At 39.6% G+C, this 13,893-nt stretch carries 15 protein-coding genes and 1 riboswitch; of the genes, 10 read left to right on the forward strand and 5 right to left on the reverse strand.

The genetic code is table 11. The features are described 5' to 3' along the window. Positions 1-2: 2 nt before the first annotated feature. Entirely contained in the window at positions 3-158 is a 156-nt protein-coding gene (locus ACZ5XR_RS02655) for a hypothetical protein (RefSeq protein WP_464500163.1), read from the reverse strand. 116 nt (positions 159-274) lie between these two features. Between ACZ5XR_RS02655 and ACZ5XR_RS02660 the strand changes: the two genes are divergently transcribed. The 3 genes from ACZ5XR_RS02660 (at position 275) to ACZ5XR_RS02670 (ending at position 2,663) form a co-directional block, all read left to right on the forward strand. Beyond that, the gene (locus ACZ5XR_RS02660; protein ID WP_464500164.1) at positions 275-652 is read left to right on the forward strand and encodes a DnaJ family domain-containing protein; all 378 of its coding nucleotides are present in this window, start codon (positions 275-277) and stop codon (positions 650-652) included. A 500-nt stretch (positions 653-1,152) separates the two neighbouring features. Then, positions 1,153-2,097 carry a carbohydrate kinase family protein gene (locus ACZ5XR_RS02665; RefSeq protein ID WP_464500165.1) on the forward strand — a complete coding sequence of 315 codons (945 nt, stop codon included), beginning with the start codon at positions 1,153-1,155 and terminating at the stop codon, positions 2,095-2,097. Positions 2,098-2,390: 293 nt separating this feature from the next. Beyond that, positions 2,391-2,483: riboswitch (cyclic di-GMP riboswitch) on the forward strand. A 30-nt stretch (positions 2,484-2,513) separates the two neighbouring features. Continuing rightward, positions 2,514-2,663: an anti-repressor SinI family protein gene (locus ACZ5XR_RS02670; RefSeq protein ID WP_464500166.1), complete on the forward strand. Its 150-nt coding sequence runs from the start codon at positions 2,514-2,516 to the stop codon at positions 2,661-2,663. 75 nt (positions 2,664-2,738) lie between these two features. Here ACZ5XR_RS02670 and ACZ5XR_RS02675 read toward each other — a convergent pair whose 3' ends face one another. Further along, positions 2,739-3,071: a helix-turn-helix domain-containing protein gene (locus ACZ5XR_RS02675; RefSeq protein ID WP_464500167.1), complete on the reverse strand. Its 333-nt coding sequence runs from the start codon at positions 3,069-3,071 to the stop codon at positions 2,739-2,741. Between the two features lie 267 nt (positions 3,072-3,338). On the opposite strand from ACZ5XR_RS02675, the gene map reads away from it, so the two are divergent. After that, positions 3,339-4,088, forward strand: coding sequence for a type I methionyl aminopeptidase (gene map, locus ACZ5XR_RS02680; protein WP_464500168.1), 750 nt, complete (start codon positions 3,339-3,341; stop codon positions 4,086-4,088). Positions 4,089-4,111: 23 nt separating this feature from the next. On the opposite strand, the gene ACZ5XR_RS02685 is transcribed toward map, so the two are convergent. After that, complete coding sequence (locus tag ACZ5XR_RS02685; protein ID WP_464500169.1) at positions 4,112-4,336, reverse strand: DUF1128 domain-containing protein; 225 nt, start codon at positions 4,334-4,336, stop codon at positions 4,112-4,114. A gap of 231 nt (positions 4,337-4,567) precedes the next feature. Between ACZ5XR_RS02685 and ACZ5XR_RS02690 the strand changes: the two genes are divergently transcribed. Both ACZ5XR_RS02690 and ACZ5XR_RS02695 read left to right on the forward strand, forming a co-directional pair. Then, the gene (locus ACZ5XR_RS02690) at positions 4,568-4,924 is read left to right on the forward strand and encodes a YtxH domain-containing protein (protein WP_464500170.1); all 357 of its coding nucleotides are present in this window, start codon (positions 4,568-4,570) and stop codon (positions 4,922-4,924) included. Between the two features lie 34 nt (positions 4,925-4,958). Further along, positions 4,959-5,795, forward strand: a complete 837-nt coding sequence (locus ACZ5XR_RS02695) for a YihY/virulence factor BrkB family protein (RefSeq protein ID WP_464500171.1) — start codon at positions 4,959-4,961, stop codon at positions 5,793-5,795. Between the two features lie 321 nt (positions 5,796-6,116). Here ACZ5XR_RS02695 and ACZ5XR_RS02700 read toward each other — a convergent pair whose 3' ends face one another. Together ACZ5XR_RS02700 and ACZ5XR_RS02705 are read right to left on the reverse strand one after the other, a co-directional pair. Next, on the reverse strand, positions 6,117-8,033 hold the full coding sequence (locus ACZ5XR_RS02700; protein WP_464500172.1) for a heavy metal translocating P-type ATPase: 1,917 nt from the start codon (positions 8,031-8,033) through the stop codon (positions 6,117-6,119). Between the two features lie 185 nt (positions 8,034-8,218). Further along, entirely contained in the window at positions 8,219-9,397 is a 1,179-nt protein-coding gene (locus ACZ5XR_RS02705) for an MFS transporter (protein WP_464500173.1), read from the reverse strand. Between the two features lie 124 nt (positions 9,398-9,521). Between ACZ5XR_RS02705 and cax the strand changes: the two genes are divergently transcribed. The 4 genes from cax (at position 9,522) to ACZ5XR_RS02725 (ending at position 13,862) form a co-directional block, all read left to right on the forward strand. Then, on the forward strand, positions 9,522-10,601 hold the full coding sequence (gene cax, locus ACZ5XR_RS02710; RefSeq protein ID WP_464502202.1) for a calcium/proton exchanger: 1,080 nt from the start codon (positions 9,522-9,524) through the stop codon (positions 10,599-10,601). Positions 10,602-11,013: 412 nt separating this feature from the next. Beyond that, positions 11,014-11,823 (forward strand): YfkD family protein, encoded by an 810-nt coding sequence (locus ACZ5XR_RS02715; RefSeq protein WP_464500174.1) that lies wholly within the window; start codon positions 11,014-11,016, stop codon positions 11,821-11,823. Positions 11,824-11,984: 161 nt separating this feature from the next. Then, positions 11,985-12,173 (forward strand): SE1561 family protein, encoded by a 189-nt coding sequence (locus tag ACZ5XR_RS02720; RefSeq protein WP_464500175.1) that lies wholly within the window; start codon positions 11,985-11,987, stop codon positions 12,171-12,173. A gap of 144 nt (positions 12,174-12,317) precedes the next feature. Beyond that, positions 12,318-13,862: a fumarate hydratase gene (locus tag ACZ5XR_RS02725; protein ID WP_464500176.1), complete on the forward strand. Its 1,545-nt coding sequence runs from the start codon at positions 12,318-12,320 to the stop codon at positions 13,860-13,862. The last annotated feature ends 31 nt before the right edge of the window (positions 13,863-13,893 follow it).

Genomic DNA, 13,893 nt, shown 5'->3' on the forward strand with positions numbered 1-13,893 from the left:
TTTTACTCTTCTTCTACACGATTCTTAAACGCTTCCTGCGTAACGAGAAACTCTTCGTCTCCAGGTGCTCCCTCAGACTTCTTTTCCGCTACACTGTTCTTTGGAAATTCACCAGGATGATTCTTCTTCTTATGATTAAAATGTTCGCCACGTGCCAAACCAAACACTCCTTTCGTCTTCGCTTGTAGCATTCCCAAACAAATATGAATTATTTATTTAGACTCCGTAATTTGATATAATAAACATAGTGAAAACGGTAATAAGGAGGCTTAGCATGGATTTATTTCATATTGTCTCGGAAGACCGCATTAAAAAAGCCTATAAAGACGGGGAATTTGAAAATCTCCCAGGTTTAGGGAAACCAATGGAGATAGAGGATTTGTCTGCTATCCCTGAAGAATTACGGATGGCTTATCGTCTAATGAAAAACGCAGGATTTACAGAGGGCGAAAGCCAATTAAGACAAGAAATGATGACCATTGAGGAATTAATCAAAAAGTGCGATGACAGCACAGAAAAGGCCAGCCTTCAAAATAAATTAAATGAAAAGCTGCTCCGTTATAATCAGCTCATGTCAAAACGCGGAGTGAAAACAAATTCCTCCTTTTTTAAAAACTATGAACAAAAGGTTCAAAATAAGTTTATAAAATAGATGATGATCAGAGGAAAGTCAACAACCAAGTATAAAAAAGCCAAAGAAAAAAAGCTGTCGATATGAATGCCTAATGGTTTCACTCATCGCCAGCTTTTTGTTCTGATTTTGCGGGTTTACACATGCGGTCAAGCAGGAAACCAAAAACAACCATAAAGCCAATAGGTATTGTATAATTTAGGACATGCATTAGAGTCATTTTTAATGCTCACCACCATTTATTTGAATATTAACAATATTAAGTATATTTTTAATTTGTTAACATTATAAGTTAATTGGCACATAATAGACAAATATCTTTAACATGAAAATTTACTGCATACATTTTCATGAAAGTTCACTAACAATACCTTTTAAATTAATTTAGGAAAACGGTTTCAAAAAAGGGGAAAAATCCATTTTTTAACAAAGGGAATTTAATGATTAATATCGTAATTAATATATTGACGGGAAAACATGTCGAAAATTGACTTAACATCATAGTCCCGGGGGTGAAGGTAGTGTCAAAGGTTCTTTGTATTGGCGGTGCAAATATTGATAGGAAAATAAAAGTAAAGAATCATTTAAGGTTTGGAACCTCAAATCCGGCAAACAGCAAAATTTCTGGTGGCGGAGTTGCAAGAAATATCGCGGAAAATCTGGGGAGGCTTGGGATTGATAGTTCCCTATTGGCTTTAATTGGTGATGATTCAGAAGGCAGTTGGCTTTTTGAAAACACCAAAGATTTCGTTGATATGAGTTTGATTGAAATTGTTCCGGGGAAACCTACGGGAACCTATACGGCAGTGCTGGATGAAGAAGGAGAAATGATGGTTGCATTTGCGGACATGGCCATTTACGAGGATGTTAACAAGGAAATGATTGAGAGTAAATGGAAGCATGCATGCCCTGATATCGTTTTGTTGGATACAAATTTTCCTTCAGAGGTCATCCAGCAAATTATCACTCATTGCAGAAGTAAGCATATACCGATTTGTATTGCTCCGGTTTCATCTTCTAAAATTAAAAAATTGCCGGTGTCCCTTGAAGGTGTCAAATGGTTTATCGCTAATCAAAAAGAGGCAGAAGAACTTTCAAAGATTGAAATGAAATGCGAAGGCGATTTTTTTAAAGCGGCAGAAGCAATTTTAAAGAAGGGTGTCGAAAAAGTTGTCATTACCAGAGGGGAGAAGGGATTAATCTTTTTTACAAAGGAAGGCGAAGCGGGGGCATTAGTACCATGTGAAGTAAAGGTGGTCGATGTAACCGGGGCTCGGGACTCACTTATTGCCGGAACTTTATTTGGTTATTTAAAAGGATTAAGCACCGAAGATGCCTGCAAAATTGGACTTTCATGTTCATTGATCACCATTCAGTCAAATGAAACGGTAACCCCTTCATTAAACAATCAAAGCCTTAATGAAGCCTTTCGAAAATATTGTTTTATGGGAACAACTTTTTGCTGATTACATTAAATAATTTAACTGCTTAAAGGAGGAAATTCGACTCGAATTTCCTCCTTTTCCCATTATTCTATTATTCGAAAATGATAAAATCTATAAATTGTCAGAAAAAGAAGATGGGATTTGTAGAAAAATGGAATATTTTGTGTTAAAAAATCGTCTTAAAATGATAAATAAATGACAAAATCCAACACCCTACTAAAAAAGGACTAGATATAATAAACTTATCGATTTTGATAAGTATTTAGTCCTAATAAAAAATTATCTGAAAAATGATGGTTTTCAGTCTTTATTAAAGCAGAAAAAGGCAAACCTTTTGAAAAAAAGGGACGCAAAGCCGAGGATCTAAGGTAAGAAGTTTTCCTTACGATGATGGCCGGGCTGCCTGGAATACGAATTGTATTTTAGGAGTGAGTAGAGTGGTTAAAACGGAGAATATCTTTGAAGTAATGGATGAGGAATGGATGGCATTAATTTTAGAAGCAAAAGATCTGGGAATTACGAAGGAATCCATTCGAGATTTCTTAAATCAAAATGGTGTGCAGGGTTTTTTAGTTGAGAATCGTTAATTACATAAGTAACAAAACAAAAGCATTCTGTATGAGTTGACGCCTTTACAGAATGCTTTCTTGTTTTCAATTCTCTTATTTATCGTTATTATTTTGATTAATCCGCCATTTATTAAATTCAAGGAAATCACGAAACTGGTCTTTAGATACACCGGAATTCATTGCTTCTTTAACAAGATTCATCCAATCACTATCCAAATCATCCTTATTGATTTGTTCATGTATTAAATGATCGGCAGGGATATTCAAGACGGCAGCAATCTTTTCAAGAAACTGAATGGAAGGATTTGTCTGCTTGTTTCTTTCAAGATTACTTAAATATGATTTTGCAACCCCCGCTTGGCTGGCAAGTTCAGAAATGGACATTTTCTTTTCTAAACGGAGTTTTTTTACACGATCACCGATCATTGATTCTCACACACCTAATAATTAATATGAATATGAATATTTTATCAAAAAGAATGAAAAAGTTCCATATTACGAACGATTTATATTGACAAAAAGATGAACATTATTGAAATGATGATATCGGTTTTAATTAAAAATCAATCTTTGAAAAAATGTGTAGATAGGGCTAATATATAAGAGTATCTTTTCAAATTCTGCTGGCACCTATTCATTATTGAACCTTATTAGTTAGAATACATAAAAATAATCAAAAAGGTAGGTAAAAACATGATTGTTTTAAAATCAGAACGTGAAATTGAAGCCATGAAAAAAGCTGGAGAAATTCTCGCTTCATGTCATAAAGAAATCGCAAAATTAATCAAGCCTGGGGTCACTACCTGGGAAATTGAGGAGTTTGTGGATGATTTTTTAAGAAAAAATCATGCTAAACCGGAACAAAAGGGTTATAAGGGCTATGAATTTGCGACCTGTGCAAGTATCAATGATGAAATTTGCCATGGGTTTCCAAGAAAGGAACCTTTAAAGGAAGGCGATATAGTCACAATTGATATGGTGGTGAATTATAACGGCGCCTTGGCGGATTCAGCCTGGTCCTATGCGGTAGGAAGTGTGTCCGAGGAAACGGATCATTTATTGAAAGTCACCAAAGAGGCATTGTATAAAGGAATTGAGCAGTCTGTTCCAGGGAATCGGATTGGCGATATTGGGCATGCTATCCAAAAATACGTTGAGAGTGAAGGGTTATCGGTTGTGCGGGATTTTATTGGCCATGGAATTGGTACAGTTATTCATGAGAAGCCGGATGTGCCGCATTATGGGCTTGCAGGAAAAGGCCCCCGAATTAAAGAAGGTATGGTGTTTACCATCGAACCAATGGTAAATGTCGGCAGATATCAAACGAAAATGGATGATAACGGCTGGACAGCAAGGACGATAGACGGTAAATTTTCCGCTCAATATGAGCATACCATTGCCATTACCAAAGATGGTCCGATTATTTTAACAGAACAAAAGTAAAAAACAGGTCATGTGACCTGTTTTTATTTTTTTCTTAGGTTGCCAAGCTCCTCCACAAGTGCCTGCATTTCATTTGGGCTGAAGGATGGCTTTTTTAATACCATTTCATAAATTTCCTTTAATTCTTCGTACATTTCTTCATCAAAATGAGATGGCTTTATGGCTCCCAAATTTAAAACCTTCAATTTTTCTTTTATTTTTTCGATCATATATTCAACATTTTCAGTAGATTTTTGCGATAGATTCATTCCGGCCACCCTTTCAGAATTAATAATTTCATCTTTTCATTATAACTAGTATATGTCAATAAAAACTTGATTTTACTATCGTAATCAACCACATTAATGGCAATCAACCATAAATATTTCCAAACAGACTTGCATAGAGAAACGGCTTATCGCAAAATGAAGGATGAGATGATTTTAAGAAAAAATTATATTCCGCGAAAAATAAAGTGCTATTAAGGAGGAGAGGTTAAGATGACGAGGAAAAATCAGTTTTGGAAGGGTATGATCTTTGGAGCCATCGCTGGAGGCGCGGTCAGTTTACTCGATAAAGATACGCGCGACGTGATGAAGGACAAATTTCAAAAAGCGGCCAATAAAGCATCCTACATTGTGAGGAATCCGAGAGAGACTGCCATGCAAGTGAAGGATACAGCGCTTAGAATCAAAGCAACGGTCGAGGAGGTTAGTGAAGATTTTTCTTATCTACAAGAAAAAGTGGACGAACTTCGTGAATTAACACCGCATGTAACCGATATATTAAAGGAAACGAAGGATGCATTTAAAAAAGATAAAGATGCCGATCTCATCGATGAAATCGATATTGAATAGGAATAAATAGGTGATTTGCAATGGAGGGGTGAAAATGGAAAAGGGAGGAAATGTACGATCATCATTACTAAGATTGCTTTGGCATCGTATTGAGGAAGATGACATGAATGGCTTAAGTGCTCAGCTGGCCTATTTTTTTCTTCTTTCATTGTTTCCACTCTTGATTGTTGTTTTTACCCTTATGCCGTATATCCCCATTCCCCATCAGGATGTCCTTGGCGTGATTAAGGGGATTGCCCCAGCAGAGACCATGAATTTGATTGAGAAAAATGTTACATATATCATGAATAATCGTAATGGCGGGTTACTTTCATTCGGGATTATCGGTACAATTTGGTCTGCTTCGAATGGAATAAATGCTATTGTTATCGCCTTAAATAAGGCCTACAACGTTAAGGAGAGCCGTTCCTATATTGTTTCAAGAGGCATGGCGATTCTATTAACGTTTGGGATGATTTTTGTGTATATCCTTGCCCTTATTTTACCAGTGTTCGGGCGTGATATCGGAATCTTTGTTTTTTCAAGATTGGGCTATGCAGATGAATTTATAAAGATTTGGGACACCTTGAGCTATCTTGTAAGTGCGATCATTTTATTTCTTATTTTTACTCTTTTATATTGGATTGCACCGAATGTAAAAATACGCTGCCGCGCTGCATTCCCTGGTGCAGCCTTTGCGACAATTGGATGGATTATCTCCTCAATGGGGTTATCCCTTTATGTCGGGAAAATTAGTAACTTCTCCATTACATATGGGAGTATTGGGGCGGTCATTGTGTTAATGATCTGGTTATATATTTCTGCCTTCATCATCATAATAGGCGGGGAAATCAATGCATTCTATAGTTTGAAAAGGAAGAAAAATTGCTAAATCACCCTAACTTTTCCTTTATGAAATCAGTTTATTTGTCCAAACTATGATTGGGGGATATCAACATAAAGGGAGGTTCCACCATGACGAAGCAAACGAAGAAAGACGGCGGTACGAAGCAAAAAGGGAAAAAAAATCATCCAAAACAAAAAACCTCCGGGTCTGCAAATGGCTCGAATGGATATCATTAAGAAATAGGCTGTCCCGAAACAAAAAAGGGTCAGACCCCACAACGTCAATATATAGCTAAACTTATCGTAAAAGCGACTATATATTGAGTATTGAACATGGGGGTCAGACCCTTTTGGGACAGCCTTTTTTCTATGACTTCAATAACCTGAGGCTATTTAATATGACGAGAATGGTGCTTCCCTCATGACCAATGACACCGAAGGGAAGGTCGACAATTTGGAAAAAGTTTGATGCGATCAAAAGCGTGATTACGGATATGGAGAAAATGACGTTTTGTTTAATAATTTTATTCATTCGTTGTGAAAGGCGAACAGCCTCGGCAATCCGCGGCAGGTCATTTTTCATTAACACGATATCGGCTGTCTCTAGGGCAACATCCGTACCTTCACCCATCGCAATCCCAACATTTGCGATGGCTAATGCAGGAGCATCATTAATCCCGTCTCCAACCATCGCTACCGTTTTAAATTTCGTCTTTAATTGTTTCACCTGATCGACTTTTTCCTCCGGCAAGCACTCGGCAAAATAGTGATCGACATGGCTTTCAGAAGCTATGGCGCGGGCAGTGTTAGTGCTGTCTCCGGTTAGCATAACCGTATAGATGCCTTTCCTCTTTAAATCATCAATCGCCATTTTTGTCTCATCCCTGACAACATCCTTTAAGGCGATCATGGCAGAAAGTGCACCATCGATCTCCACAAAAACTAATGTATTCCCTTGGTCAGCTAATTTAGTTGATTTTCCACCTGCAAACATCTCGGTCCGTTCTTTCCCGACAAAGTCCGCTTTCCCAATTTTCCACAGCTCACCGTTCATTTCAGCCCTAATTCCCCAGCCAGGTAAATCCTCAAATGTATCAGGATGAACGAGGTCTTGATGAATCAGCTTCTTTGCATATTGAACAATGGCCTGTGCAAGAGGATGATTGGAATGATTTTCAATGGAGGCAACTTTCCAAAGAAGTATATCCCTATCAAGTTCTTCATTGACAATGATCTCCGTTACCTCAGGTTTCCCCTTCGTAAGCGTTCCTGTTTTATCAAAAGCTATGGCTTCCAGACTGCTTAAATTTTCAAGGTGGACACCGCCTTTTACGAGAATCCCATGCCTCGCTCCGTTGGAAATCGCTGATAAAGTGGCAGGCATAATGGAAGCGACGAGTGCACATGGTGAAGCAACCACTAATAAAATCATGGCACGGTAGAAGGATTCATGCCAGCTCCAGCCGAGCAGGAAGTGTGGCAGGAAGAACATGAATAAGACTACAATAAGGACAACCTTTACATAAGTACCTTCAAACTGTTCAATAAAAAGCTGAGATGGCGATTTTTCACTCTGAGCTGATTGAACGAGCTGGATGATTTTTTGAAAAAGGGTATCCTTGCTTGCTTTTGTAACCTCCACGGTAATGGAACCTGTCATGTTTACGGTGCCGGCAAAAACTTCTTCACGCTCTCCCTTTGATACAGGCAGTGATTCTCCGGTGATCGCGGCTTCGTCAATATTGGTTTGTCCCTTGACAATAATTCCGTCAGCAGGCACCCGTTCCCCGGGCTTCACAAGAATATGTTGGCTAACCTGCAGCTCGGAAACAGGGACTTTTCTTTCGGTTCCCGCAATGATGAGCAGGGCCTCCTCCGGCTGCAGCTTCATTAAGGAGGAAATCTCCTTATGACTTTTGTTCATTGTATAAGTTTCCAATGCACCACTAACGGCAAAAATGAAAATTAATACAGCGCCTTCTGTCCAATAACCAATAATGGCTGATCCGACAGCCGCAAAAATCATCAGCATTTCTACATTCAGTTCTTTATTTTCATATGTTTCCTCTATGCCTTCCTTTGCTTTTGCATATCCACCGATAACAAATGCAAAGAGATAAGCGATGATCGATTCGACCCGATGATCTGATCGATCGAAAAGCCATCCTGCAGCTATCAAAACTCCGCTAATAGCAGCTGCCACTAATTCGAAATGAGGCTTTATTTTCTCCAGAAGGCTTGGTTTTTGTAAGTCAATTGTCATTGACTTTGCTTCAGAGCTCATTTCATCCCCTCCAACATTTTTAATTGAGAATTAGAATCAAAATCATTACCCCTAAAAATACGAAAGCTGTCATCAGGCGATGACAGCATGCTTTATTGAATAATATGCAAATCTTGATTTGGTTTTATTTTACCATATATTTTATGTGTAAGATATGAAAATGCTCCATAAATTAATGTGAAAACTTAGTTGTTTTGCCCGTTAAGCAGAGGTAAGGCACTTTTTCCAAAAACAAAAATGATGAAGGAAACAACCAGGAGCATCGTACTAATAATATAGAAGAAGCTCACCTGTTGGAAAAATTGAATAAACAAGCCGCCGATCATCGGTCCGCATAAACTGCCTAAGCTAAAAAAGATACCGCATAGTAAATTTCCCGTCGGTAAAAGGTTTTTCGGAACGAGGTCACTCATAAAACTAATACCAAGCGAAAAGGTTGAGCCGACTACCATTCCTGCGATTAAGAAGGATAAAAAGAGACCAATAAACGATTGTTCTAAAAAAATGGCTGCTGTAAAGCTTAAAAATCCAAGGAACAAAACAGTTATTAAAATATTTTTTCTGCCATATAAATCACTTAACATCCCTAAAGGGAGTTGTGTCAAAATACTGCCGATAGCAAAGGCGGTTAATACGAGAGAAACACTATTTACATCAATATTTGTTCGTAAGGCATAGATAGGAAAGCTGCCATTTAAAGACGACTCAAGGAATCCATAGCAAAATGGGGGTAAAAAAGCGACCCATCCATACTTTAATGCTATTTTGAACCTTTTTATAGTGTGTAAAAAGGAATTCATTTCTACCTCTTGTTCCGGATATTCATTTTTCAAGATGAATAAGAAGAGCCAGCCAAATAGACATAAGCTGGAGGAAACAATAAACGGCAGCGCTTGGTTTACATTCACCAACGGTGTCATCAAAGGACCTGAGGCAAAGCCGATTCCAAAAAACAGACCGTACAGTGAAACATTTCTTCCCCTTTTGTTAGTGGGAGATGAAGAGGTAATCCACGTCTGGGTGGCAAAATGGAGAGAGTGATCGCCAATGCCGATTAGAAGGCGCAAGCCAAACCAGAACCAAAACGATTGCCATAATGGGAATAATGCAAGTGCTGCAACCACAATTCCTCCCCCGGCCATAATAACAGGCTTGTAGCCATATTTGCGAAGTGGCATCTCCATAAAGGGTGACACAAGCAATATACCAAAATAGAGGGCAGTGGCATTTAACCCATTCAACGAAGAAGATACACCGCTTTTTTCAAAAATAACGGCAATAAGCGGGAGAAGCATCCCTTGAGAAAAACCGGATATGGCCACAATACTGACTAAAATCCAAAAACGATACCTTTCTTTATTCATAAACTCAGACCTCATAATTTACATAATTCGAAAGATTATTTATTTACTCCTCAATCATGGTAACGAGAAATAGAACTATTTTCAAGCAAAATATAGGTGTATTAGAAAATGCTTCGGGAAAATTATAGTTAATGGAGGGAATGCGGTGACAAATAAAATTTTTATGGTGTTAACGGTAATTGGGGTGCCGTTGTCCATTATTGGAACACTGTTGCACTGGTCAAGTATTGTTTTATTTATAATTTATTGTTTAACGATCATTGCCTTGGCAAGCTTTATGGGAAGGGCGACAGAAAGCCTGGCCATCATAACCGGACCGCGGATTGGCGGGCTGTTAAATGCGACTTTCGGAAATGCAGTGGAATTAATTATTTCTGTGTTTGCCTTGAAGGCAGGCTTAGTCGGGGTGGTTCTGGCCTCTTTAACCGGATCCGTATTGGGCAACCTGCTCCTGGTAGCAGGCCTGTCATTTTTTGTCGGCGGGTTAAAATATAAACGTCAGGAATTCAATATTTACGATGCACGGCATAATTGCGGGTTATTAATGTTTGCTGTCATGATTGCTTTTGTCATTCCCGAAGTCTTTTCCATGAATATGGTGGATCAGAAAAAAATCACGTTAAGTGTGGGGATCTCCGTCATTCTCATTATTCTTTACTTGGCCGCCTTATTTTTCAAGCTCGTCACCCATCGGGGAGTTTATCAGCATGATAATGAAATAGCGGGGCATGAGGAAGAAACACCGGAATGGGGCAAAGGACGGTCGATATTGGTTCTTGCAGTTGCTACTGTGGTGGTCGCGTATATATCGGAGCACCTTGTTCATACATTTGAGTTTGTCGCAAAACAATTCGGTTGGACAGAGCTATTTATCGGTGTCATCATTGTCGCCATTGTCGGTAACGCAGCTGAACATGCTTCAGCCGTCATGATGGCCCATAAAAATAAAATGGACATTGCTGTGGAGATTGCCATCGGGTCCACTCTTCAAGTCGCGATGTTTGTGGCACCCGTCCTCGTGATTGTATCGCTTTTCTTTACCACCTCCATGCCGCTTCTTTTCAGCTGGCAGGAACTGATTGCTATGGTATCATCCGTTTTACTGATGGTGGTTATCGCGAATGACGGTGAATCGAATTGGTTTGAAGGGCTGACTCTAATCGCCGCGTATGTCATTTTGGGAATCGGTTTTTTTCTCTTATAATCCGTTAAATGGAAAGACTCTGAACCGGGTGGTCCAGAGTCTCTTTTTTCATGTTAAAACGTTATCATTTTAATTCATTAAGTAAATTAGGGTTCAATCAATCGCTTTTTTTATGGGACCATCAATCACCAACCTTCATGTTAATTAAGTAACGAAACACGAGTGTTGAATTTCATATAAGACGGGAATCCCAACCTCCTTAGTGATAATTGGTTAGCAGATTGATTACTGCCCTCCTTTATTAAAAGGTTAAGATTATTATAAAACAATGATGGAATTTTGTAAATGTTCTGATTATTACTTTTTTGTTACGATTTTACCATTAATTATCTTCACTATGGATAATAATGAAGAACTCCGAAAAAACTATGAGCAGACAAAAAATGAAATAGACTGAAAGGAGTTTTACTCAGTGAAAAAATTGATTTCTGTCCTAATGATGCTCCTATTATTGATGACTTTCTTACCATCTGCTTTCGCTGAAAAAGCCCCGGTAAATAAGGCCCCATTTAAATATCAGGTGCCGTCATCCGTCCGAAATATTTCAAAAGAAAATACTTATCCCAATTCAACTCAAGATTTACCGTTATTACAGCCGAGCGACTTAACAAAAAAGTTAATTAAAACTTCTAAGGTGAAGATTCAAAATCCGGATCTCATTCGGATGTTAAATGAAACAAGTATTAACAGCACCCCGTTTGCGATTGGCTATCGGGCGATTATTTATCTTGGACAATGGCCTTTGAATTATGAATCAACGGAAACGTCACCAAACTGGGAATATCAAAAAATTAATACCAATTTCTTTGATAATCGCGGCGGCAACGCTCCTTATAAAATTCATTATGTTCAAGAAGCACAGAAAATTGTTAGAGGCGGGCTGACAGCCAAGATTCCAAATGCAGAAGAAGTAAAGAAAATGATGCTCCTTACGGCAATGGAAAAAACCCGGCTGCCGCTCGCTTTTGAAACCGTCATCGGCGGCGGCACAAAAAATGATCATATTTACAATATTGCACCTAACCGATTGGGCTATTTATTTGCCTATGCTCCTGCTGTAAGTGAAAAAGGCAAGGTAACCTATGGGGAAGTCTATTTAATGCTTAAAGGCAGTAAAAAGTTTATCGTCATTAAAAATGTCACATCCCAAGGGATCGGGGCATGGATTCCCGTGCAGGATTATGTATCCTTTGGTTTTGTCTCACCTGAACGACCTCGTTAATACGGAAGAATCGTAACGTTGGGTCAGACCCCACAACTTTAATAGATAGCTGAACTTCTCTGTTGGGCAAGGGGAGGCAGGCCCTTGACATCCTCAAATTATTTGCCAAACGGAACATAGTTCGATAGGATGAAAATCGAGAATGGAAAGGGGAGAATAATTTGGGAAGCCCGACATTGGACAAGAATTCACAAGTGGATTTTTTAAAACATCGATTAAACATGTTTCTTGATGTACTCGATGCTATCGATCCCGAGGATGCGGATCTTGAGGATATCGATCGGCTAATTTCCATGCTTGATGACATGGAATCAAAATGCAAGGAATTTGAACAGCGCGAGCCTGTGTAAAAAGCAGGCTCTTTTTTTATTTTACCGCATACTACCATGTAACCGATTGCAACCAAATCCTTTAAATCTAAGGATTATAGGAGTATAATTAATTCCGTCATATATAATGAATTATTGGGGAGCAAAGGGAAAGGGGAAATCGAATTGAATATTGCTAAATTTGAGGAAAGCATGTACAAGCTTGTTGTTGAGACTTCAACAAAGCTTCCAAAAGATGTTCGCCGCGCCGTGAAGGCAGCAAAAGAAAAAGAAAACGCCGGCACTAGTGCAGCGATGAGCTTAGCTACAATCACCAACAATATCAAAATGGCAGATGACCAAGTTTCACCAATCTGCCAGGATACAGGTCTGCCAACATTCAAAATCAAAACTCCAGTCGGGGTCAACCAATTGGAAATTAAGGCTGCCATTCGAAATGCGGTTGTTTTGGCAACCAAAGAAGGGAAATTGCGTCCTAACTCTGTTGATTCCTTAACCGGTGAAAACAGCGGAGATAATCTTGGCTCAGGCGTGCCCGTTATTAAATTTGATCAGTGGGAAAAAGATTACATCGATGTCCGCCTCATTCTTAAGGGCGGCGGTTGTGAAAATAAGAACATTCAATACAGCCTTCCATGTGAGTTAGAAGGACTTGGCCGTGCCGGCCGCGACTTAGACGGAATTCGCAAATGTATCATGCATTCCGTTTACCAAGCACAGGGTCAAGGCTGCAGCGCTGGTTTCATCGGCGTTGGCATCGGCGGCGATCGTTCTTCAGGCTATGATTTAGCAAAAGAGCAGCTGTTCCGTTCTGTTGAAGATGTCAATCCGAATGAAGACCTTCGCAAGCTTGAAGAATATGTGTTGGAAAATGCGAATAAATTGGGGATTGGAACGATGGGCTTCGGCGGAGAAGCAACCTTATTAGGCTGCAAAATCGGCGTGATGAACCGAATTCCTGCCAGCTTCTATGTTTCCGTAGCGTACAATTGCTGGGCATTCCGCCGTTTAGGCGTAAGTGTGGACCCTGTGAGCGGAGAAATTAATGAGTGGATGTACCAAGAAGGAGAATTCATTGATTTTGCTGAGTCAAAGGCATTAGAGGAAACGGCTGCTACTCGTTCGTCGGATGTAATTACATTACAAGCTCCAATTACCGAGGAGCAGATCCGCGAATTGAAGGTCGGCGATGTTGTTCAAATCAATGGCATGATCTATACCGGCCGCGATGCGATTCACAAATATTTAAGCGACCACGACGCTCCGGTTGATCTAAATGGACAGGTAATCTACCACTGCGGACCAGTCATGCTTAAAGATGAAGCAGGCGAGTGGCATGTGAAGGCTGCCGGCCCTACCACCAGTATCCGCGAGGAGCCTTACCAAGGCGATATCATGAAAAAGTTCGGTATCCGCGCTGTTATCGGTAAAGGCGGAATGGGTCCCAAGACTTTAGCTGCTTTGGAAGAGCACGGCGGCGTATACTTGAACGCCATTGGCGGTGCCGCCCAGTACTATGCGGACTGCATTAAAGGTGTTGAGGGCGTTGACCTCATGCAATTTGGTATTCCAGAAGCGATGTGGCACCTGCGTGTAGAAGGCTTCACAGCAGTTGTTACTATGGATGCACATGGTAACAGCTTACATGCTGATGTCGACAAATCTTCATTGGAAAAATTGGCGCAGTTTAAGGAGCCGGTTTTTAAATAAGTTTTTTGAGGGGGGACACCGGTATGGGTGT

This window comes from Neobacillus sp. Fa239, from assembly GCF_055395235.1.